Raw genomic sequence first — 20,812 nt, 5'->3', positions numbered from 1 at the left:
GGCCCCTACTGTTCCGGACCGGCCCGCAGCGACCACTGCGGCCCGTCGGCGGTATCGGTGACCTCGACTCCGGCGTACTTGAGCCGGTCGCGGATCTCGTCGGCGAGCGCCCAGTTGCGTTCCTCGCGCGCCTTCTGTCGGTTCTCCAGCTCCGCGTGGACCAGCACGTCGACGGCGGCCAGCGCCGCCGATGTCTCGTCGCGGGTCTCCCAGCGTTCGTCGAGCGGGTCGCAGCCCAGGATGCCCATCATCGCGCGGATGGCACCGGCATGTCGCAGTGCGCCTTCGTGATCGCCGGAGTCCAGCGCCCGGTTGCCTTCCGCGCGGGACTGGTGCACCTCGGCCAGCGCGGAGGGCACCGCCAGGTCGTCGTTGAGCGCCGCCGCGAACTTCGGCGTCCACTGCCCCGGCTCGACCCCGCCGACCCGTATCCGTACCCGGTGCAGGAATTCCTCGACGCCGACGTAGGCCTTCACCGCGTCCTGCAGGGCCAGATCGGAGAATTCCAGCATCGAGCGGTAGTGGGCGCTGCCCAGGTAGTAGCGCAGTTCGGCGGGGCGCACACGCTGCAGCAACGCCGGTATCGCCAGCACGTTGCCCAGCGACTTGCTCATCTTCTCGCCGCCCATCGTCACCCAGCCGTTATGCAGCCAGTAGCGGGCGAAGCCGTCGCCGGCGGCACGGCTCTGGGCGATCTCGTTCTCGTGGTGCGGGAAGACCAAGTCCATTCCACCGCAATGGATGTCGAATTCCGGCCCCAGATATGTGCGGGCCATCGCGGAGCATTCCAGGTGCCAGCCCGGGCGGCCGCGGCCCCATGGGGTGGGCCAGGACGGCTCGCCGGGCTTGGCGGCCTTCCACAGGGTGAAATCACGCTGATCGCGTTTGCCGGTGGCCACGCCCTCGCCCTGGTGGACGTCGTCGAGCCGGTGCCCGGACAGCTGCCCGTATTCGGGATAGCTGAGCACGTTGAAGTAGACGTCGCCGCCCGCGGCGTAGGCGTGATCGGTTTCGATCAGCCGTCCCATCAGTTCGACCATCTGGGTGATGTGCCCGGTGGCCCGCGGCTCGGCCGACGGCGGCAACACGTCCAGGGCGTCGTAGGCGGCGCTGAAGGCGCGCTCGTAGGTGGCCGCCCACTCCCACCACGGCCTGCCCGCCGCGGCGGCCTTGTTGAGGATCTTGTCGTCGATGTCGGTGACGTTGCGGATGAACGCGACGTCGCAGCCGCGGGCGATCAGCCATCGGCGCAAGATGTCGAAGGCCACCCCGCTGCGGACATGGCCGATGTGCGGGAGGCCCTGGACGGTGGCGCCGCAGAGGTAGATCGAGACGTGACCCTCGCGTAGCGGAACGAAATCACGCACGGCGCCTGCCGCCGTGTCGTGTAGCCGCAAGCGGGCGTGATCGGTCACGACGTGCCAGCTTACCTGGCCAATTGCCGCGGCCCGCGCCCGCGAGCGTCACGCCAGGGTGGCTCCGGGTGCCGAGCGTTGCCCCAGCGTGACGCGCGGCGCTGTGAAGCCGCGCTATGAAGCCGACATCACCAGGGCCGTCGCGACCGCGGCCAGGCCCTCGCCGCGTCCCGTCAGGCCGAGCCCGTCGGTGGTGGTGGCCGACACCGACACCGGGGCACCCAGCAGGTCCGACAGCGTCCGCTGCGCCTCGTCGCGGCGCGGGCCGATCTTCGGCCGGTTGCCGATCACCTGCACGGCCGCGTTGCCGATCCGGAAGCCGTGCCGCGACAGCAGGTCGACGACATGGCGCAGCATGTCGGCGCCGCTGACGCCCTTCCAGCGCGGGTCGTCGACTCCGAACACCGCGCCCACGTCCCCCAGCCCGGCCGCCGACAGCACCGCGTCACACAGCGCATGTGCCCCGACGTCGCCGTCGGAGTGCCCGGCGCAGCCGTCGGCGCCGGCGAAGAGCAGGCCAAGCAGCCAGCACGGCCGTCCTCGTTCGATCGGGTGGACGTCGACGCCCAAACCGACCCTCGGAAGGGATGGCAGGGAACCCGGCGCGGTCACCCGCGCACCCCGCGCACCAGGGTCTCGGCGAGCAGCAAATCGAGCGGGGTGGTGATCTTGAAGGCCAGCGGGTCGCCCTCGACCACCTGGACCCGGCCGCCGATGTGCTCGACCAGCGACGCGTCGTCGGTGAAGCCGGGCATCCCGGACCCGGCACGATAGGCGCGCGACAGCAGATCGGCCGCGAAGCCCTGCGGAGTCTGCACGGCGCGCAGCCCGTCGCGCTCCGGCGTCCCCAGGACCACCCCGTTGGCGTCCACGGCCTTGATGGTGTCATGCGGGCGCAGCGCGGGCACCACGGCGTCGTGACCCGCCCGCAGCGCCTCGACTACGCGAGTGATCAGGGCCGGCGGTGTCAGCGCCCGCGCGGCGTCGTGCACGAGCACGAACTCGGACGCGCTCGGCAGAGCCGCCAGGGCCAGGCTGACCGATTGGCTGCGGTCGGCCCCGCCGGCGACGACGGTGACCTGTGCGGCGCCGACCGGGTCGCCCAGGACCCGCTCGGCTTCGTCGGTCCGGTCGGCGGGGACCGCCACAACGACGTGATCGATGACTCCGGAGTCCAGCAAGCCGGCAACGGCCCGCTGCAGCAGCGTGCGGCCGTCGACCAAACAAAATGCCTTGGGAATACCTGCCGAGAGTCGCTCACCCGACCCTGCGGCGGGGACGACTGCGACTACTTTGCCCGAGGGGCCCGTCTCCGGGGCCACCGAAGCGTCAGGACCTTCAGGAAGCGGCGGCCAGAACCTCGTCGAGGATGGTCTCCGCCTTGGCGTCGTCAGTGCTCTCGGCGAGCGCCAATTCACCGACCAGAATCTGCCGGGCCTTGGCCAGCATCCGCTTCTCGCCGGCCGACAGGCCGCGCTCCTGGTCGCGACGCCACAGATCGCGGACTACCTCGGCGACCTTGTTGACATCGCCGGATGCGAGCTTTTCCAGATTGGCCTTGTAGCGGCGCGACCAGTTGGTCGGCTCTTCGGTGTGCGGGGCGCGCAACACCTGGAAAACCTTGTCGAGACCTTCTTGTCCGACGACGTCGCGGACACCGACGTACTCGGCGTTATCGGCGGGAACTCGAACCGTCAGGTCTCCCTGCGCCACCTTCAAGACGAGATACTCTTTTTGCTCCCCTTTGATGGTCCGGGTTTCGATCGCCTCGACTAACGCAGCACCGTGATGCGGGTAAACAACGGTGTCGCCGACCTTGAAGATCATCTGATTCGAGCCCCTTTCGTTACTTCATCCTAACACGGCCACCCAACTACGCGCGAAGCAACGATGCAGGTCAGGGGCACAACACGCGCAGATTAGGGGTTGACATGGGGACCAAGTCGTGCAGTGCAGCACATTACCAACGCCGCCGCGAGGGTCCGGGGGCGGCCTGAGGAACGGCTCCCGGGGCGTTCCTGCGCTGGTCTGGCGCCCCGCGCTATCGCGCGGCAGGCCTTCCTACTACTGTGCATAGTTGCATTGTCGAACCGGCTCAGCAGGAGGCTCGAGAGAGTGAACCGCGTCAAGATCCGCCTCAGCCTTCCCGCGCTCGCCGTCGCCGCTGTGCTGGCCCTGCCGGTCGCCCTGCTCAGCGGTTGCGGGGCCGGCCAGGTCTCGCAGATGGCGGTCCAGGAGCCCGCCATCAACGGCAACAAGGTCACGTTCAACAACGTGGCGCTGCGTGACATCCGGATCCAGGCCAGTCAAGACGGGGCTTTCCTGCAGCCGGGCCGGACGGTCGACCTGGTGCTGGTGGCCGTCAACCAATCGCCGACCGTCTCCGACAGGCTGGTCTCCGTCACCAGCGACATCGGCACGGTGACACTCAGCGGCGACCCGCGGTTGCCGGCAGGCGGGTCGCTGTTCGTGGGCACGCCGGAGGGCCAGAAGGTCGCGCCCGGCCCGGTCGGCCCCAACACCGCCGCGGCCAGGGCGACCGTCAACTTGGCCAAGCCGATCTCCAACGGCCTCACCTACCACTTCACCTTCAATTTCGAGAAGGCCGGGCAGGCCACCGTCGCCGTACCGATCGCGGCCGGATTGGCGCCGCACCAAGACCACGCAGGGTAACCGCCTGTCGTGACGGCGGCTTGTCGGTGCCGCTCGCTACCGTCATGACGTGGCAGTTGCACGCTCTCAATACCGGTGTTCGGAATGCCGGCATATCACCGCGAAATGGGTTGGTCGCTGCCTGGAGTGCGGCACCTGGGGCACCGTAAACGAGGTCCCGGTGCTCAGCGCGGTCGCCGGCCGTCGCGGCAGTCTTGCGACGGCGTCGCCGGCCGTACCCATCACCTCCATCGCGCCCGACGTCAGCCGGCACCGCACAACGGGTGTCGACGAATTAGACCGGGTGCTCGGCGGCGGGGTGGTGCCCGGTTCGGTCACCCTGCTGGCCGGCGATCCGGGCGTGGGCAAGTCCACGCTGCTGCTCGAGGTCGCGCATCGCTCGGCGCAATCCGGCCGCCGCGCGCTGTACATCTCCGGTGAGGAGTCCGCGGGCCAGATCCGGCTGCGCGCCGACCGCATCGGCTGCGGCAGCGACCAACTCTATTTGGCCGCCGAATCCGACCTGCACGCTGTGCTCGAGCACATCGCCAGCGTCAAGCCCGCGCTGGTGATCGTGGACTCGGTGCAGACCATGTCCACCACCGAGGCCGACGGCGTGGCCGGCGGCGTCACCCAGGTGCGCGCGGTGACGGCGGCGCTGACCGCGGCGGCCAAAACCAACGGGGTCGCGCTCATCCTCGTCGGACACGTCACCAAGGACGGGGCCATCGCCGGGCCGCGTTCCCTGGAACATCTGGTCGACGTGGTGCTGCACTTCGAAGGCGACCGCAGCGGCTCGCTGCGCATGGTCCGCGGGATCAAGAACAGGTTCGGCGCGGCCGACGAGGTCGGGTGTTTCCTGTTGCACGACAACGGAATCGAGGGCATCACCGACCCCTCGAACCTGTTCCTGGATCAGCGTCCGGCCCCGGTCCCGGGCACCGCGATCACGGTGACGCTGGACGGAAAGCGGCCGCTGATCGGTGAGGTGCAGGCGCTGCTGGCCATGCCGATGGGCGGATCGCCGCGCCGCGCCGTCAGCGGCATCGACCACTCCAGGGCCGCCATGATCACCGCAGTACTGGAAAAGCACTCCAAGTTGCCCATCGGGGCCAACGACATCTACCTGTCCACGGTCGGCGGCATGCGGCTGACCGATCCGTCGTCGGACTTGGCGGTCGCGGTCGCGCTGGCGTCGGCGCTCGGGGATCTGCCGCTGCCCACCACGGCGGTGATGATCGGCGAGGTCGGTCTCGCCGGAGACCTCCGGCGGGTCAGCGGCATGGAACGGCGCCTGGCCGAAGCCGCCCGCCAGGGCTTCACCGTGGCGCTCATCCCGGACGGGGACGATCCGCGGCGCGAGATCGTGCCGGACGGGATGCGCGCGCTCCGCGCGCCCACCATCGGAGCGGCGCTGCAGCACATGGTCGACATCGCCGGTCCCCGCGGCGGCGGGCGCGCAGACCCGCGGCGGCTGGACGCATGGCGCATCAGGCCTGAAGAATGACACGTTGTGACTCGTCCGACACTGCGTGAAACGGTCGCCCGCCTGGCGCCGGGCACCGGGCTGCGCGACGGCCTGGAACGCATCCTGCGCGGCCGCACCGGCGCGTTGATCGTGCTCGGCAACGACGAGGCCGTCGAGGCCATCTGCGACGGCGGCTTCGCCCTGGATGTGCGCTACGCGCCCACCCGGCTGCGCGAGCTGGCCAAGATGGACGGCGCCGTGGTGCTGTCCACCGACGGCAGCCGCATCGTGCGCGCGAACGTGCAGCTGGTGCCGGACCCGTCGATCGCCACCGACGAGTCGGGAACCCGGCACCGCTCCGCGGAGCGGGCCGCGATCCAGACCGGCTACCCGGTGATCTCGGTGAGCCATTCGATGAACATCGTGACGGTCTATGTGGGCGGGGAGCGCCACGTGGTCACCGACTCGGCGACAATCCTCTCGCGGGCCAACCAGGCCATCGCCACCCTGGAGCGCTACAAGATCAGGCTCGACGAGGTCAGCAGGCAGCTCTCCCGCGCCGAGATCGAGGACTTCGTCACCCTGCGCGACGTCATGACGGTGGTGCAACGGCTTGAGCTGGTCCGCCGGATCGGACAGGTGATCGACAACGATGTGGTGGAACTCGGCACCGACGGCCGCCAGCTGCGGCTGCAGCTCGACGAGCTGCTGGGCGGCAACGACAACGCCCGCGAACTGATGGTGCGTGACTATCACGCCAGCCCGGAGCCGCTGTCCGAGGTGCAGATGACGGCCACGCTCGACGAGCTGGACGCGCTGTCGGACACCGAGCTGCTCGACTTCACCATCCTGGCAAAGATTTTCGGCTACCCGACCACCACCGAGGCGCAGGATTCGGCGGTCAGCCCGCGCGGCTACCGGGCGCTGGCCGGCATTCCCAGGCTGCAGTTCGCCCACGCCGACCTACTGGTTCGCTCCTTCGGCACGCTGCAGAACGTGCTGGCGGCCAGCGCCAGCGACCTGCAATCGGTCGACGGCATCGGCGCGATGTGGGCCCGCCACGTGCGGGAAGGGCTGTCGCAGCTGGCGGAGTCGACGATCACCGACTCATTGAGCTAGTGCGTGCTGATTTGTGTCTGCGTCAGCCGGCCGGCGGCGGGGGCATCGGCGGCGCCTCCGGCTGCGGCACGGCGCCCGGCTGCCCGGGCCCGGGCACCGGACCCGGCGGCGGGGGCGGCTGGTTCATGATGAACGGCACCGGCATCGAGCGCAGATTGCCCAGCTGCACGACGAGGTTGTAGGTGCCCGGCCCGATCGCCGGCCGCGGCAGCGGGCAGTGCGGGGCGGACCCCATTCCCGTCCACGTCACCGCGGTGGTGACCTGCTCGCCCGGGGTGAAGGTCTTGATCAGCGTCTCGTTGGACGGGGCACAGTCCAGGTTCGACCACAGCCGCTTGTTGTCCAGCGAGTAGACGTAAGCCGCCAGCACCGCGGCGCCGACGTCGCGCTTGCAGGCCACCAGCCCGATGTTGGTGACGACCATGGTGAACTTCGGCTGGTCGCCGATGAAGTACTGCGGCGCGTTGGTCAGGCCCTTGACAGCCAGCGTCGAATCGGGGCAGTCGTCGCCCTCCTTCAGCACCGGCGGCGGCTGCACCGCGGCGGTGGGTGTGGGGGTCTCGGGGTTCTGCCCCTGCACCGGCGGCACCACCGGAGCGGGGCCCTCGGGTCCCGCCGGCGGGGGCGCCTGGGGCGCAGGCGATCCCGGCTTGTTCTGCGCGGCGCTGGCCTTGTCGGCTTTGGCGGGCTTGGCGCCCGAGCTATGCCCCATGAAGGCGATGACGATGGCGGCCACGATCCCGATCACGACGACCGCGATACCAATGGCCAGGCCTCTGCGCCGCCAATAGATCTCGGTGGGTAGCGGGCCACGCGGTTCCAGATCGAGCACGTTCGCAGCGTAGGCCCAGGTCACGCCGATTCGGCTGACCTGCCTCGGCGTGTCGCCAGGTTTGCTGGCCAACCGCCGTGTAGTAGCGCCCGGGGCCCTATGCGCCGCCGGCTACTCGCCGATGTCGCCGACGTGGTCGCACAGCGCCGCCCGCCCGTCGGCAAGGTGGTAGGTGACACCGGCGACCGCCACCGTGCCCGCCGCCACCCGCTCGGCGATCGCCGTCGACCGCGACACGAGCTGGGCCACGGTTTCACGCACGTGCCGCTCCTCGAACTCGTCCACCCGGCTCAGCCCGTCCCGGCGTCCCATCAGGATCGACGGCGCCACGCGCTCCACCACATCGCGCACGAAACCGCCGGGAATGGTCCCGTCCTGGATCGCGCTCATGGCGGCCTTGACCGCACCGCAGCTGTCGTGGCCCAGCACGACGATGAGCGGCACGTTGAGCACCGTCACCGCGAACTCGATGGAGCCCAGAACCGCTGAATCGATGGCCTGCCCGGCGGTGCGCACCACGAACATGTCGCCCAGGCCCTGATCGAAGATGAGCTCGGCGGCGACCCTGCTGTCCGCGCAGCCGAACACCACCGCGGTGGGACTCTGGCCCCCGGCCAGCTGAGCCCGATGCTCAACGCTTTGGCTGGGATGCTGCGGCTTTCCCGCGACGAATCGCTCGTTACCTTCTTTGAGTGACTTCCACGCGGTTACCGGGCTGGTGTTAGGCATGGCAGCCATCATGCCGCATCCGGCGGTGAACGGTCGGCCAAATGTTCCGGCCGACAAGTTGATCGACTGGTACGAACGGTCCCGCCGCGACCTGCCCTGGCGCGCGGCCGGGGTGAGCGCCTGGCAGATCCTGGTCAGTGAATTCATGCTGCAGCAGACACCGGTGTCGCGGGTGCTGCCGATCTGGACGGAGTGGGTACGGCGCTGGCCAACCCCGTCGGCCACTGCGGCGGCCAGCGCCGCGGACGTGCTGCGCGCCTGGGGAAAGCTGGGTTATCCGCGCCGGGCCAAGCGGTTACACGAGTGCGCCATCGTGATCGCGCGGGATCACGGCGACCGGGTTCCCGAGGACGTCGACACCCTGCTGACGCTGCCGGGTGTCGGCAGCTACACCGCCCGCGCGATCGCGTGCTTCGCCTACCGGCAGTCGGTTCCGGTGGTGGACACCAACGTGCGCCGGGTGGTGGCGCGGGTGGTGCACGGATTGGCCGATGCGGGCGCACCGTCCGCGACGCGCGACCACGCCGACGTGTCGGCGCTGCTGCCGGCCGACGGTACGGCGCCGACGTTTTCGGTCGCACTAATGGAACTGGGTGCGACGGTGTGCACGGCGCGCGCGCCGCGCTGCGGGCTGTGTCCGCTGGGCCGCTGCGCGTGGCGGCATGCCGGCTATCCGCCCGCGCAGGGCCCGGCCCGCCGCGTCCAGACCTACGCAGGAACCGATCGGCAGGTCCGCGGCCGTCTACTGGATGTGTTGCGCGCCAGCGATTCTCCGGTTACCCGGGCCGAACTGGATGTGGCGTGGATGACCGATACCGCGCAGCGCGACCGGGCCCTGTATTCGTTGCTCGCCGACGGCCTGGTAGCGCAGACGGCCGACGGTCGGTTCGCACTGCCGGGCGAAGACTAGCGCGCACGTCACAGGTCGTTGCCGGCGTAGGACTGGTTGAAGCTCTTGTTGGCCAACGGGAAGTCGGGAACGATGGTGTCGGCCATCGCGACCGGCAACGCGGGCCAGTTGAACCACGACGGGTCGACGATCTTGGCGCGGGTGATCCGGTTGGCGACGTCGGTTTCCACCCGGTGCACGATGGTGCCGCGCCAGCCCTCGACGATGCCGATGCCGCTGCCGATGCCGCTGCGGGCCGATCGCACTTGCTGGCTGATCGGCGCGTATTCTGTTGGCCCGGAATGTGTTTCGATCAGATGGCAGGCCAGCTCGGTGGCCGCGGCGTATTCGTCGCGCCGTACCGTATAGCGCGCGAGCACGTCGCCCGCGTCCGAGCCCGCCGCACGGACGGGTAGCGCGGTGGTGGGGTGCTCGACGCGGGCGTCGGTGCGCAGCCCACTGGCGCGCGCCACGAAACCCAGGCAGCCCATGGCGTGCGCGTCTTCCCGGGACAGCACTGCGGTGCCGGCGAATCGGTCGTAGACGACGGTGTTGCGCAGGGTCAGCTCGGCCACCTCGGCGACGTCGGCGGCGACGGCTCTCAACACGCCGGCGTCGGGCAACGCCTGCACCGCGACCCCGCCCGGACGGATTGCGTTGCGCAGCAGCCGATGTCCGGTGGTGGCCGCGTTGATCCGGAGCAGTTGTTCGCGAATTCGCTGGGCGTGAACGTTGGCGAGGGCGAATCCGACGTCGTTGGCCAGCGCACCCAGATCGGCGACGTGGTTGTACAGCCGCTCGAGCTCGACGAGCATCGCCCGCAGCCGGTGCACCTCGTCGGGGACGTGCATGCCCAGCGCGTCTTCCACGGCGAGGCTGTGGGCGAGCGCGTGGGCGGCGGAGGTGTCGCCGCTGGCCTTTTCGGCCAGCTCGACCGCGTCGCCGGCCGCCCGGCCCTCGAACAGCTTCTCCAAGCCCCGGTGCACGAACCAGAGCCGGGCCTTGAGCCGCACTACCGTCTCACCGGCGACCGAGAAGCGGAAATGCCCCGGCTCGATCAGGCCCGCGTGCACGGGGCCCACCGGAATTTCGTAGACACCCGGGCCCTCGACGTTGACGAACGGAAAATGCGCTGCACCTGCGAATTCCGACGCGACGCCTGCGTCCCTGCGCATCGGATACCACTGCTCGGGCCAGTGCGCGTGGCGCACCAGTCGTCGCATCTTGGGGTGACCGACCAGCCGAATCCCGTACAGGTCCGCCATCTCGCGCTCGAATCGGCCGGCCGGGAACGACACGTACGCCATCGAACGCACCACCGGATCGCTTGCGGCGAGCAGGCATTCGAGCTCGACGCGGCGATCGGGCGCGCCGGCAAGAAAGAGGTAGACGAGCCGAAAGACGTCGCCGTCGTCGTGCGCGGCCACCAATCCGAGCCGAAAACCGTTGCCCAGCAGTTCCTCTGCCATATCGAGGAGCCTGTCGTGGGACAGCCTGTGGCGCACGAAGTCGCGATTCACGGTGACGCCCCGACGACACCCGCCGCGGCGGTGAACAGGCCGGTGAGTGGGCCGGCGGTTATCCCGAGGGCTACCGACGCCCCGACACCGAGCAGCAGCGTGGCTGCCATCGTGTCGGGCACTGCGATTTCGGGTCCATCGGTCGCGCCGCCCAGCAGGATGCGGCCGCAGTTGCGCGCCAGCGCGGCGAAGGCGATCGCGATCAGCAGCATGCCCGCCCCGAGCACCCAGCCCAGCCTGGTGTCGGCGAGCGATCGGGCGATCGACAACTCGCTGGCGAACATCGCGAACGGCGGCAGGCCCAGCAAGACGACCACCCCGACGGCGACCGCCACACCGACCAGCCTGGAGCGCCGCAGCACGGCGGTGATGTCGGCGATCGCGGTCGAGTTGTGCGCCGCCTGCAGTTGGCCACTCGCCAAGAACAGCAACGTCTTTCCGATCCCGTGCGCCAGTACGTGCAACAGCAGCGCGGCGATCGCCAGCGTTGTGCCCGCCGCCGCCGCGATCGCGATCAGCCCCATGTTCTCCATCGAGGAGTAGGCAAGCATCCGTTTGACGTCGGGCGTGACGGTCAACATCAGCGCCGCGATCAGCAGGGTCGCCAGCCCGACCACCAGCAGGCCCGACCGCATGAACGTGTGCCCGGTCGCGGCGTCGATGATCGGCTTGATGCGCACCAGCACTGAGATGGCCACGGCCAGCAGCACCCCGCTCATCAGTGCCGAGACGGGCGCCGGCGCCTGGCTGTGGGCGTCGGCGAGCCAGGTGTGGAACGGGAACAGCCCGGCCTTGGCACCGTAGCCGATCAGCATCAGACCGCCGGCAAGCCGCGCGATGCCGGGATCGAGGCCCGCGGCGTGCGCGCTGAGCGTGTCCAGGTTCAGGGCCGTGTCTGCGGCTGCGCCCGCATGCCGGGCGGCGTAATAGAGCAGCACGGTACCCAGGAACGCGATGGCGATGCCGACCGAGCAGATCACCACGTACTTCCAGGTCGCTTCGAGCGCCGTGCGGGTGCGGCGATGTCCGACCAGAAAGGCGGTGATCACGGTGGTGGCTTCGATCGCGACCCAGGTCACTCCAATGTTGTTAGCGCACACCGCGACAACCATGGCCGAGACGAACGCCGCCGTCAGCGCACCGTACGTTCGGGCGCCACGGGCGTCGGTGTGGCCGCGAGCCAGCTCGGTGTCGAGGTAGCCGATGCTGGCCCAAGTCGCCAGTGTGGCAACGATTCCGATGACGATCAGCATGGTCACGCTCAGCGCGTCGACCCGCAGCAGCCCGCCCAACGCCAACCGCGTCCCCACTCCTCGGATGACACCGCACCCCAATGCCGCGCCGCACGCGAGCACGGTTGCCGATGAAACGGCGACCAGCGTCGCGGTGGCCCGGCGCCACCCGAGGATCAGGGTCGCAAGCGAGGCGGCGATCGGCGTGAGGATCGCGGCGAGCAACAGGCCGGTCATCAGTCGTGCAACTCCTGTAAGGCGTCGAGGTCGGCTCCGCCGAAGGTGCCCGTCAAGCGTCCGGTCAGGACGCCGATTACCAGGACGGCGAACAGCACGTCCAGGGACGCACCGAGTTCGACGATGAGCGGCACCCCGGCCGTCAGCAGGAACGCGGTGGCGGCAATCCCGTTGTCCAGCATCAGGAATCCGGCGGCCTGCGACACCGCGTGGCGGCGCGTGACCATCACCAGCAGCGCGATGAGAACCACGGCGGTGGCAGCCGGGACGGCGGTGGTGGTGGCCGCGGGCTGCAGGTTCACCAAGGGGCGGGCGGCCGCGAACGCAGCCAGGGTCAGGGCGGCGGCGATCAGCAGCGACGCGGCGGGGTTGAGCAACGGGGTCGCCTCGCGGTGCGAGTTCGACCCGACGCCCGCGGCGCGGGCCAACAACCGCGGCAACACCGCGGCGCGCAGCACCAGCACCGCCCCACCGATGCCGAGCAGCGCCATGTCGCCGTCGTAGGCGCCGCGCAGGATCGGGATGGCCGACAGCGCGACGCCCTGCCACGCCAGCAGACGCACGATGGCACCCAGATCGCGGCGCCACACGACCAGCACGGCAACCAAAATCAGTCCGCCGGCCGCGAAGTCGACGAGTACGGCAAAGGTGGCCGGCGTCATGCGGGCACCACGAAGAAGTTGGCGGCGACCACGGCGAGCAGCGCCAGCACGAACGACCCGGCCAGCAGTTCGGGGACGCGGAACAGCCGGAGCTTGGCCATGAACACCTCGGCGGTGGCGAGCGCTGCGGCCAGGACGGCGACCTTGCCGGTCACCGCAGCCAGGCCGACGGCGATGCCGAGCGCGCTGGGCGGGCTGGCGGCAATTCCCCACGGGGCGAACAGGTTTGCCAGCAGCGCCAGCAGCACGGTCAGTCGCATGCCGGCCGCCCACTCGACCATCGCGAGACGCGGGCCGGCGTATTCGAGGATCATCGCCTCGTGCACCATCGTCAGTTCGAGGTGGGTCGCGGGATTGTCCACCGGAAGCCGCCCGGTCTCGGCCACGATCACGATCACCAGCGCGGCGCAGGCCAGCACCGCGGCCAGCGACACCACCTGGCCCGGATGGGAGATGGTATGCGCAACCAGCGCACCGAGGTTGGCCGATCCCGCCGGTATTGACAGCGCGAAGACCGCGAGCAGGATGGTGGGCTCGACCAAGGCGGCGATGGTGATCTCACGGCTGGCCCCCATGCCGCCGAACGAGGTGCCGGTGTCGATGCCGGCCAGGGTCAGCGCCACGGTGCCCAGGAACAGCAGACCGACGACGGCGAACAAGTCGGCGCTGGTATCCAACGGCGATCCGGTCGCGACCAGCGGCGCGATCGCGGCGATCAGCAGTGTCGACCCCGCGACGACCATGGGAGCGGCGGCGAACACCACCGTCGTTCCCCGTGGCGTGATTTGTTGCTTGCCAAGCTGTTTGACGATGTCGCGCCACGGCTGCAGAACGCCTCCGCCGACGCGGCCCTCCCAGCGCGCGCCGACCTGCCGAGTCACGCCCACCACCAGCGGCGCACCGGCGACCACGGCGCCCAGCTGCACAGCCCCCGCGACGTAGGACAGGGCGTTCATCGGGCGACCACAATCACGGTCAGCACGCCGAGCGCACCGTAGGCCAGATACAGGTGGACGCTGCCGGTGTGGGCGCGCCGCATCATCGTCGCGGCGTCCGTCACCGCCCGAAGCACCGGCGCATAGCAGCGTTCCTCGATCGCATCGGCGATCCGGGTGCGGTAGACGATCCTCTCGGCGTAATACCGTGACTCCGCGACGTGCGTGATCTCGATATCGGTATCGGGTCGCAGCACGTCGTCGAAGACCCGCTGCAGCGGTTCGGCGAAAGACGTCGCCGTGTATTGCATACGCGCGGTGAGATCGTCTGCGCCACAGGACCATAGCGGCAGGGCCGCCGGGCGCGGGCGCCGCCGTCGGCGCCATTGCGCCAGCCCGGCCGCGCTCAGCGCCGCAATCAACAGCGCGGCCGCGACCACCCCGGGCGCTATCGAACCGTGCATGCCGGGCAGCCGCACCACGGTGCCGAAGTCGCCGAACTGCGCCGCGGTCGCCGCGGGGAGCGCGGCGACCACGCGGCGCAGCGCCGGTGCGACGACCGAAGGCACCACCGCAAGCACCGCGCAGGCGGCCGCCGCGACCGCCATGCCGGCGGCCATGGCGGGTCCTGCTTCCCGGGCTCGGGCGGCCTCGTCGCTGCGCGGCCGCGCCAGAAACCCGATCCCGAACGCCTTGACCATTGCGGCAACGCCAAGTCCGGTGGTCAGCGCGACGGCACCCACGGCAAGCGGTGTCGTCAGGGCCAGGATGGGCGCGTGCCCCGAGGCGGTGTGGATCAGCGACTGGACCAGCAGCCATTCGCTGAGGAACCCGGCACCGAGCGGCAGGCCGCACGCCCCGAGCGCGGCGACCCCGAACAGGACCGTGGTCGCCGGCATCCGGCGGGCCAAACCGCCCAGCCGGTCCAGATCCCGCAGGCCGGTCGCGGCCAGCACCGACCCGGCGGCGAGGAACCCGAGACTCTTGAACGCGGCGTGGGCCATCAGGTGCAGCATGGCGGCGGCAACCGCGATCGTCGCGGGCCCGGCGGCGCCGGATCCCGCGAACAGAGTCGCGGCGCCCAGGGCGAGGGTGACCAGGCCCAGGTTCTCGGTGGTCGAATAGGCCAGTAGCCGTTTGAGATCCGTGGCGACCGAGGCCTGCACCACGCCGTAGAGCGCCGACACCGCGCCCGCCGCCATCAGGGTGAGCCCCCACCAGCGCGGCCCCGGCCCGAGCAGCTGCAGATCGACGCGGCAGATGCCGTACACCCCGAGGCTGACCATCGCCGCGCTCATCAGTGCCGACACCGGGCTGGGGGCTTCGGGATGCGCGCGGGGCAGCCACGCGTGCAGCGGCACCAGGCCGGCCTTCGACCCGAATCCCGCCACCGTCAGGAGAAAGACCGCGGTGCCGGCGCCCCGTGAAATGCGGTGCAGGTCGGCGAAGCGGTCCGCGCCGCCGGCGGCCGCCAGCACCACCAGTGCGACCAGGATCGACACGAAACCCAGCTGGGTCATCACGGCGTATACCAGCGCGGCTGAGCGGACCTCCTTACGGGTGTGCTCCGTCAGCACCAGCACCAATGACGCGACCGCCATCAACTCCCACGCCAGCAGGAAGGTGGTGATGGCCCCGGCGGCGGGGACGAGCAGCATCGCCGCGACGAACATCGGCAACGCAGCGAGCGCGACGCCGCTCAGATGCCCGTGGCGGGCATACCCGATGACGTAGACGCCGACGGCGACCGCGACGGCCCCGACGATCGTCATGAAGAATCCGCCCAGCGGATCCAGAGCCAGTTCCACTCCGGACAGCGGAAGCAGCCAGCCGATGCGAACCACGCCGACTGCGCCGAACATTCCCAGCGCGCCCGCCCACACCCCGCAGGCACCGAGCAGTGCCGTCAGCACGCCCGCGATGGCGGGCCCGGAATCGTTGCTCCGCACCGGCTTCGGTCCCTGCACCGTGCCGGTCAGCAGTTCCGCGGTCACCTGCCGGTCACCGACCGCAGCGCGGCGACGATCTCGCCCGGCGCGGGTGGACATCCCGGGATCTCGACGTCGACCGGCACCACCTCACCCACCGCCCCGACCACACCGTAGGCGTCTGTGAAGACATCCCGGTTCAGGGCACAGTCGCCGCAGGCGATCACCAGGCGGGGGCGCGGCGTGGCCTCCAGCGTGGCACGCAACGGGCCGGCCATGTTGCGCGTCACGACGCCGGTCACCAGCAGCGCATCCGCGTGGCGGGGCGAGGCCACCAGCCGTGCCCCGAACCGCTCGGCGTCGTACACCGGTCCGAACGCGCCCGATATCTCCACCTCACAGCCGTTGCACGAACCCGCGTCGACATGCCGGATCTGCAGCGAACCACGCACTGTCGCAGTCGGTTTCGCCGCATCCGCCGGTGCGGGTGCCGCGCCTTCGGTGATCCGGCCCACGCGCAGGGCCTTGCCGATCCAGCCCATCGATCCACCCCGCACTATTGCGGGCCCCCGGCCCGCAGGTCCTCCAGCATTGCGATGCGGTCGCTGAGCACCCCGCTGAGCACCTTGCGCGCCACTTGCAGCAGTTCGGCGATGTCCGGTGAGGCGATCGAGTAAATCACGGTGTTGCCGTCCCTGATCGCGTCCACCACTCCCGCGCGGCGCAGCACACCCAACTGCTGAGACAGGTTCGACGATTCCAACCCGATCTCGGGCAACAGTTCGGCGACCGACTTATCGCCGGTCACCAGCAACTCGAGGATCCTGATCCGCGCCGGGTGCCCCAACGTCTTGAAGAACTCGGCCTTGACCTTGTACAGCGGCTCCGACACGTCTCAGTCCCTTGAAGAATGCAAGCTTTCTGAATTCCAGCAATTGAAGAATTTATCATCTGCTCGCGCGCCCGTCATCTCGGGCGCCCCACCTTCCGTCCGGGTTACCCGGTCAGGAACACCTCGACGGCTTCGCGATAAACCTCCGGCGCCTCGTCATGAACGAGGTGGCCGGCTCGGGGGACATTCAAATACGTTGTGGCAAATCCGGTTTCGTACATTTCGCGCATCTGGCCCGGCGGGGTGACCGAATTGCCGGCCTCGATCAGCAGCGCCTGGGCACGCACCGCGCGCCACTGCGCCCAGTAGTCCCGGGTGCCCCACTCGGCGGCGATCTCGATCCAGCGTCCGGTGTGACCGTGCAGCCGCCACCCCGTCTCGGTGCGATCGAAGGCCTCCAGAAAATACCGGCCGGCGACCGGACCGAATTCAGCGAAAACCTGCTCCGCGGAGGTGAATTCGACCGGTAGGGCGTGCAGCCAGGGCTCCCAGGGACCGGTGGTGCGGCCGCGAAAGTCCGGCGCCATGTCCTCGAGCACCAGGGCGGAAACCAGTTCGGGGCGCTCGGCGGCCAGACACCACGAATGCAGGGCGCCCATCGAATGCCCCACCAGCCTCGTCGGCCCCGGCAACGTGCTCACCGCGTCGGCCAGGTCGGCCACGAACCGCTCGGTGCTGATGGGGTGCGGATCCTCGACGTCGCGGCCCCGGTGCCACAGCGCGTCGTAGGTGTAGACGGTGCCCAGCCGGGTCAGCCAGGGCAACTGCCGCGGCCAGGTGCTCCCCCGTCCCATCAGGCCATGCACCAGCACCAACGGCTCGCCCCGGCCGCCGCGGCACGTCAACAGACTGCTGGGCATAACACCATCTTGCGTGCACCGCCCTCGGGGTGGGCATCCCGGGCCAGGAGGTAGCCTGGCGGAATGTCGCCAGTGGTGAAGATCAACGCAATCGAGGTACCCGCCGACGCCGGCCCGGAGCTGGAGAAGCGGTTCGCCCACCGGGCGCACGCCGTCGACAACCAGCCCGGCTTCCTCGGCTTTCAGCTGCTCCGCCCGGTCAAGGGCGAGAACCGCTACTTCGTGGTGACCCAGTGGGAGTCCGAAGAGGCCTTCCAGGCCTGGGCGCAGGGGCCCGCCATCGAAGCGCACTCCGGCGAGCGGGCGAAGCCGGTGGCCACCGGGGCCTCGCTGCTGGAATTCGAGGTTGTGATGGACGTTGCCGGCAACAAGCAGGCTGGCTAGCGCCCTCTCGGCCAGGCGCCGCGCATTGACGCTGAGCGCGGCCGTCGCCCTGGTGGTGACGTTGGCGCCCGGTTGCGCCCCCAACCCCTCCCCGCAGGCGAACGCGGCGAATCCGGGACGGCAGATCGACACCCGGACCCCGCCGGGGATCCGGGCCCAGCAGACGCTCGACATGCTCAACTCGGACTGGCCCATCGGCCCGGTCGGGGTCGGTACCCTCGCCACACCCGACAAGGTCGAATCCGTGAAGACCACCATGGAGGCGCTGTGGTGGGACCGCCCGTTCACGCTCAACGGGGTCGACCTCGGCGCCAACGTGGCGATGCTGCACCTGACCTCGTCCTACGGTGCCCGGCAAGACATCCGGATTCACACCGACGACGTCGGTGCGGTGGACCGTTTCGATCTCGAGACCCAGGCGCCCGCCATCAACTCATGGCACGACATCGACGCGGTGCTGGGCAAGACCGGCGCACGCTACTCCTATCAGGTCGCGAGGGTCGACGACGGGCATTGCGATCCGGTGCACGGCACCAACACCCACGAATCTCTGCCGCTGGCCTCCATTTTCAAGCTGTACGTACTGCACGCGCTGGCGGGCGCGATCAGGAGCGGCACGGTGTCCTGGGACGACCAGATGACCGTCACCGACAAGAGCCGGGCGGTCGGCTCCTCGGGGCTGGCCTTGCCTGCCGGAGCGCGTGTTTCGGTGCGCACCGCCGCCGAGAAGATGATCGCCACCAGTGACAACATGGCAACCGACCTGCTGATCGAGAAGCTGGGCAGGCAGGCCATCTCCGAAGCACTGGCCACGGCCGGCCATCACGACCCGGCGAGCATGACCCCATTCCCCACCATGTACGAACTGTTCTCCGTCGGCTGGGGCAGGCCGGACCTGCGGAGCCAATGGGAGCATGGATCGCCCCAAGTCCGCCAACAGTTGCTGGAACAGGCGAATTCGACGCCCTACGACCCGGATCCGCTGCGGGCCCACTCGCCGGCGTCGTCTTACGGTGCGGAGTGGTATGGCAACGCCGAGGACATCTGCCGGGTGCATGCGGCGCTGCAGGCCGACGCGGTCGGCAGGGCCGCACCGGTGCGCGACATCCTGTCGGCGGTCGCCGGTATCCGGCTGGACCGCAACGTCTGGCCCTACATCGGCGCGAAAGCCGGTGGCCTGCCGGGCGATCTGACGTTCAGCTGGTACACCGTGGACAAGACGCGCCAGCCGTGGGTGGTCAGCTTCCAGCTGACCTGGCCGCGCGATCACGGGCCGACGGTGACCGGCTGGATGCTTCAGGTCGCCAAGCAGGCCTTCGCGCTGATCGCCCCGCGCTGACCGCTTACAACCGCACCGTCCAACGTCCGCCGCGCCAATGCATCACGGTGCGCCCGGCCGGGGCAATATCGATGCGCCAGAACGACTTCGGCGCGGCGTCGAGCGCGACCAATATCGCCGCCCTGATCACCGCCGGATGCGTGACCGCCACCGTCGGTGCAGCGTTGCCCGTCAACGACTCCAGCCATCCGGCCACCCGGCCGACCAGGTCGGCGATCGACTCGCCGCCATGCGGGGCGACGGCAGGATCGTTGAGCCAGGCGGTCAATTCGGTCGGTGACACATCCTCGAGGGTCCGCCCCCGCCAACACCCGAAGTCCAGGTCCGCCAGCCGCCGGTCGGTGACGGCACGCAGGCCCATCAACTCCGCGGTTTGCCGGGCCCGCAGTTCTGGTCCGACGAGTTGTGTTGTCCCGCTTCGCATTTCCAAGGCACTCAGCTGCCAACGGCCGATATCGCTCAGCGGCTCGTCGGCGGGAAAACGCCCGGCCGCCATCGCGTCCGTCATCGCATGCGACACCAGTGTGAGCCTTAGCACCTCACTCACGCCGCGACGTTCGACGACCTTTCAGCCGGCTTGCCCAGCAGCCGCCCGCTGATCGTCGCGAACACCAGGCCGATGCCCGCCCACAGCACCAGCTGCGTGGCCAGCGACAGCAACCTGAACTCGTAGAGGACGTCGGCGGGAAATCCCGGATAGATGATCGTGCCCGCGGCGTCGCGCAACGGTTCGGGTGTCTCGTCGACGCTGGGCAGCGGCACCGCCACCCCCACGATCGCCACCAGATACGCCGCCGCCGCCAGCAGCCCCGCATTCCGAACGCCGAACCGGGCGGTGAGCCGGCGCGCCAGCCACACCGCGCCGATCGCCAGCACCACCGACGCCAGCACCATCACCAGGTACCAGCCGGTGCGCGCCCCGATCGTGTCGGACTGGCCGACCGCCGGTGGGTTCGGTGGATACTTCAGGAACGGGACGAGGTACACCGCCGCGAACGCACCCGCCGCCAACAGCAACGAAAGCCGCTGCGGCCCGCCGACTTCCGTTCGCGCACAGACGACGCTGAAGAGCACCGCGAACAGCGCGCCCATGGCGAGGCCGAAGATCAGCACACCGAACCCCAGCCCGGGACCCGATTGCACACCGCGGGTGAACAACTCGGCGCCGTGCTCGTGCACGCCGTGCGCGTTCTCGGCGTCGGTGCGGCCGTCTTCAAACGCGATTGCGCGGCCGATGACGGGCTCGGCGCACAGGCGGGCGAAAACGAACGCCAGCATCGCGCCCACCGCACCCGCCAGAAGACCGCCCCCGATCAGGCGTTTCTCCACGAGACGCGGTCAGTGGCAGGGGAAGCCGAGGAGGTGCCGGGCGTCGTGCACGAACTCGTGCACGTGCGAATCGCTGCCGAACAGCGAGACCGCCCCCTGATCGACGCCGACGAAGTACACCGCCAGCAACGCCAAGAAGACGGTCCCCGCCAGCCAGACCGCGGTACCGGCCGCGGACAGATCAACCGATCGGGCGCGGCCGGCCAGCTGTGGGTGGGACACAATCGACTCCTTCTGGGGATAACGCGTCCCCGCCTGCATGTGACGAGCCTCGGGTCTGGCTTTGACAGTGGCGCGACCGCTCTGGAGTTTCACCAGATTCCGTTACACGTCGATGACAACGGTCAGTCTAGACCCCGCGGCGGGGCACAGCGGAAAACGGGCGGTTGG

Annotated in this window: 23 protein-coding genes; 6 read left to right on the top strand and 17 right to left on the bottom strand. The window is 69.7% G+C overall.

Features of this window, described 5'->3' with window-relative positions; genetic code table 11:
• Positions 1-5: 5 nt before the first annotated feature.
• The 4 genes from cysS to carD all read right to left on the bottom strand — a co-directional run bounded on the left by cysS (position 6) and on the right by carD (position 3,242).
• Positions 6-1,415, bottom strand: coding sequence for a cysteine--tRNA ligase (cysS, locus tag OQ789_RS00765; RefSeq protein WP_324682757.1), 1,410 nt, complete (start codon positions 1,413-1,415; stop codon positions 6-8).
• Between the two features lie 114 nt (positions 1,416-1,529).
• Entirely contained in the window at positions 1,530-2,009 is a 480-nt protein-coding gene (ispF, locus tag OQ789_RS00760) for a 2-C-methyl-D-erythritol 2,4-cyclodiphosphate synthase (RefSeq protein ID WP_324683335.1), read from the bottom strand.
• A 14-nt stretch (positions 2,010-2,023) separates the two neighbouring features.
• On the bottom strand, positions 2,024-2,737 hold the full coding sequence (ispD, locus tag OQ789_RS00755; RefSeq protein WP_324682755.1) for a 2-C-methyl-D-erythritol 4-phosphate cytidylyltransferase: 714 nt from the start codon (positions 2,735-2,737) through the stop codon (positions 2,024-2,026).
• Positions 2,738-2,753: 16 nt separating this feature from the next.
• Complete coding sequence (gene carD / locus OQ789_RS00750) at positions 2,754-3,242, bottom strand: RNA polymerase-binding transcription factor CarD (protein WP_007166539.1); 489 nt, start codon at positions 3,240-3,242, stop codon at positions 2,754-2,756.
• 288 nt (positions 3,243-3,530) lie between these two features.
• Here carD and OQ789_RS00745 point away from each other — a divergent pair, with 288 nt between their 5' ends.
• The 3 genes from OQ789_RS00745 to disA are packed head-to-tail and all read left to right on the top strand — an operon-like array spanning position 3,531 to position 6,654.
• A complete protein-coding gene (locus tag OQ789_RS00745) occupies positions 3,531-4,088 on the top strand; it encodes a hypothetical protein (protein WP_324682747.1) in 558 nt (185 codons plus the stop codon).
• A gap of 49 nt (positions 4,089-4,137) precedes the next feature.
• Entirely contained in the window at positions 4,138-5,574 is a 1,437-nt protein-coding gene (gene radA, locus OQ789_RS00740) for a DNA repair protein RadA (protein WP_324682746.1), read from the top strand.
• Between the two features lie 6 nt (positions 5,575-5,580).
• Positions 5,581-6,654, top strand: coding sequence for a DNA integrity scanning diadenylate cyclase DisA (gene disA / locus OQ789_RS00735; protein WP_324682745.1), 1,074 nt, complete (start codon positions 5,581-5,583; stop codon positions 6,652-6,654).
• A gap of 22 nt (positions 6,655-6,676) precedes the next feature.
• Here disA and OQ789_RS00730 read toward each other — a convergent pair whose 3' ends face one another.
• Together OQ789_RS00730 and OQ789_RS00725 are read right to left on the bottom strand one after the other, a co-directional pair.
• Positions 6,677-7,486 (bottom strand): hypothetical protein, encoded by an 810-nt coding sequence (locus OQ789_RS00730; RefSeq protein WP_324682744.1) that lies wholly within the window; start codon positions 7,484-7,486, stop codon positions 6,677-6,679.
• A gap of 111 nt (positions 7,487-7,597) precedes the next feature.
• Positions 7,598-8,215 (bottom strand): carbonic anhydrase, encoded by a 618-nt coding sequence (locus OQ789_RS00725; RefSeq protein ID WP_324682743.1) that lies wholly within the window; start codon positions 8,213-8,215, stop codon positions 7,598-7,600.
• Between OQ789_RS00725 and OQ789_RS00720 the strand changes: the two genes are divergently transcribed.
• Complete coding sequence (locus OQ789_RS00720) at positions 8,214-9,125, top strand: A/G-specific adenine glycosylase (protein WP_324682741.1); 912 nt, start codon at positions 8,214-8,216, stop codon at positions 9,123-9,125. The two genes, OQ789_RS00725 and OQ789_RS00720, sit on opposite strands and share 2 nt — an antisense overlap.
• An 8-nt stretch (positions 9,126-9,133) precedes the next feature.
• Here OQ789_RS00720 and OQ789_RS00715 read toward each other — a convergent pair whose 3' ends face one another.
• The 8 genes from OQ789_RS00715 to OQ789_RS00680 all read right to left on the bottom strand — a co-directional run bounded on the left by OQ789_RS00715 (position 9,134) and on the right by OQ789_RS00680 (position 17,370).
• The gene (locus OQ789_RS00715; protein ID WP_324682740.1) at positions 9,134-10,624 is read right to left on the bottom strand and encodes an NADH-quinone oxidoreductase subunit C; all 1,491 of its coding nucleotides are present in this window, start codon (positions 10,622-10,624) and stop codon (positions 9,134-9,136) included.
• On the bottom strand, positions 10,621-12,093 hold the full coding sequence (locus OQ789_RS00710; RefSeq protein ID WP_324682739.1) for a proton-conducting transporter membrane subunit: 1,473 nt from the start codon (positions 12,091-12,093) through the stop codon (positions 10,621-10,623). Before OQ789_RS00710 ends, OQ789_RS00715 begins: the two co-directional genes overlap by 4 nt.
• Positions 12,093-12,755 carry a hypothetical protein gene (locus OQ789_RS00705; RefSeq protein ID WP_324682738.1) on the bottom strand — a complete coding sequence of 221 codons (663 nt, stop codon included), beginning with the start codon at positions 12,753-12,755 and terminating at the stop codon, positions 12,093-12,095. Before OQ789_RS00705 ends, OQ789_RS00710 begins: the two co-directional genes overlap by 1 nt.
• A complete protein-coding gene (locus OQ789_RS00700) occupies positions 12,752-13,702 on the bottom strand; it encodes a respiratory chain complex I subunit 1 family protein (RefSeq protein ID WP_324683333.1) in 951 nt (316 codons plus the stop codon). The genes OQ789_RS00705 and OQ789_RS00700 overlap by 4 nt, the downstream gene beginning before the upstream one ends.
• 5 nt (positions 13,703-13,707) lie before the next feature.
• Entirely contained in the window at positions 13,708-15,684 is a 1,977-nt protein-coding gene (locus OQ789_RS00695) for a proton-conducting transporter membrane subunit (RefSeq protein ID WP_420716015.1), read from the bottom strand.
• Positions 15,681-16,160 carry an oxidoreductase gene (locus OQ789_RS00690; protein ID WP_324682736.1) on the bottom strand — a complete coding sequence of 160 codons (480 nt, stop codon included), beginning with the start codon at positions 16,158-16,160 and terminating at the stop codon, positions 15,681-15,683. The genes OQ789_RS00695 and OQ789_RS00690 overlap by 4 nt, the downstream gene beginning before the upstream one ends.
• A gap of 14 nt (positions 16,161-16,174) precedes the next feature.
• The gene (locus tag OQ789_RS00685) at positions 16,175-16,510 is read right to left on the bottom strand and encodes a lsr2/espR transcriptional regulator (RefSeq protein WP_324682735.1); all 336 of its coding nucleotides are present in this window, start codon (positions 16,508-16,510) and stop codon (positions 16,175-16,177) included.
• Between the two features lie 104 nt (positions 16,511-16,614).
• Entirely contained in the window at positions 16,615-17,370 is a 756-nt protein-coding gene (locus tag OQ789_RS00680) for an alpha/beta hydrolase (protein ID WP_324682733.1), read from the bottom strand.
• A gap of 63 nt (positions 17,371-17,433) precedes the next feature.
• On the opposite strand from OQ789_RS00680, the gene mhuD reads away from it, so the two are divergent.
• Both mhuD and OQ789_RS00670 read left to right on the top strand, forming a co-directional pair.
• The gene (gene mhuD, locus OQ789_RS00675) at positions 17,434-17,754 is read left to right on the top strand and encodes a mycobilin-forming heme oxygenase MhuD (RefSeq protein WP_064950523.1); all 321 of its coding nucleotides are present in this window, start codon (positions 17,434-17,436) and stop codon (positions 17,752-17,754) included.
• Entirely contained in the window at positions 17,729-19,093 is a 1,365-nt protein-coding gene (locus tag OQ789_RS00670; protein WP_324682730.1) for a serine hydrolase, read from the top strand. Before mhuD ends, OQ789_RS00670 begins: the two co-directional genes overlap by 26 nt.
• A gap of 4 nt (positions 19,094-19,097) precedes the next feature.
• On the opposite strand, the gene OQ789_RS00665 is transcribed toward OQ789_RS00670, so the two are convergent.
• Genes OQ789_RS00665 through OQ789_RS00655 form a run of 3 tightly spaced genes read right to left on the bottom strand, consistent with a single transcriptional unit; the run spans position 19,098 to position 20,644 of the window.
• Positions 19,098-19,640 (bottom strand): histidine phosphatase family protein, encoded by a 543-nt coding sequence (locus tag OQ789_RS00665; protein ID WP_324682728.1) that lies wholly within the window; start codon positions 19,638-19,640, stop codon positions 19,098-19,100.
• The gene (locus tag OQ789_RS00660) at positions 19,637-20,422 is read right to left on the bottom strand and encodes a CbtA family protein (protein ID WP_324682726.1); all 786 of its coding nucleotides are present in this window, start codon (positions 20,420-20,422) and stop codon (positions 19,637-19,639) included. Before OQ789_RS00660 ends, OQ789_RS00665 begins: the two co-directional genes overlap by 4 nt.
• A gap of 9 nt (positions 20,423-20,431) precedes the next feature.
• Positions 20,432-20,644 carry a CbtB domain-containing protein gene (locus OQ789_RS00655; protein WP_324682725.1) on the bottom strand — a complete coding sequence of 71 codons (213 nt, stop codon included), beginning with the start codon at positions 20,642-20,644 and terminating at the stop codon, positions 20,432-20,434.
• Positions 20,645-20,812: the final 168 nt, after the last annotated feature.

Source organism: Mycobacterium sp. 94-17 (assembly GCF_035617725.1).
Lineage (GTDB): Bacteria > Actinomycetota > Actinomycetes > Mycobacteriales > Mycobacteriaceae > Mycobacterium.
The sequence above is the reverse complement of the archived record's forward strand: the minus strand, read 5'-3'. Positions and strand labels throughout refer to the sequence as shown.

What these genes read in the sequence shown, in the direction of transcription:
- mhuD (WP_064950523.1), top strand. Translation starts at nt 17,434, where the DNA reads ATGTCGCCAGTGGTGAAGATCAACGCAATCGAGGTACCCGCCGACGCC.
- OQ789_RS00690 (WP_324682736.1), bottom strand. Translation starts at nt 16,160, where the DNA reads ATGGGCTGGATCGGCAAGGCCCTGCGCGTGGGCCGGATCACCGAAGGC.
- OQ789_RS00710 (WP_324682739.1), bottom strand. Translation starts at nt 12,093, where the DNA reads ATGACCGGCCTGTTGCTCGCCGCGATCCTCACGCCGATCGCCGCCTCG.
- OQ789_RS00705 (WP_324682738.1), bottom strand. Translation starts at nt 12,755, where the DNA reads ATGACGCCGGCCACCTTTGCCGTACTCGTCGACTTCGCGGCCGGCGGA.
- OQ789_RS00725 (WP_324682743.1), bottom strand. Translation starts at nt 8,215, where the DNA reads ATGCCTAACACCAGCCCGGTAACCGCGTGGAAGTCACTCAAAGAAGGT.
- OQ789_RS00680 (WP_324682733.1), bottom strand. Translation starts at nt 17,370, where the DNA reads ATGCCCAGCAGTCTGTTGACGTGCCGCGGCGGCCGGGGCGAGCCGTTG.
- carD (WP_007166539.1), bottom strand. Translation starts at nt 3,242, where the DNA reads ATGATCTTCAAGGTCGGCGACACCGTTGTTTACCCGCATCACGGTGCT.
- OQ789_RS00720 (WP_324682741.1), top strand. Translation starts at nt 8,214, where the DNA reads ATGGCAGCCATCATGCCGCATCCGGCGGTGAACGGTCGGCCAAATGTT.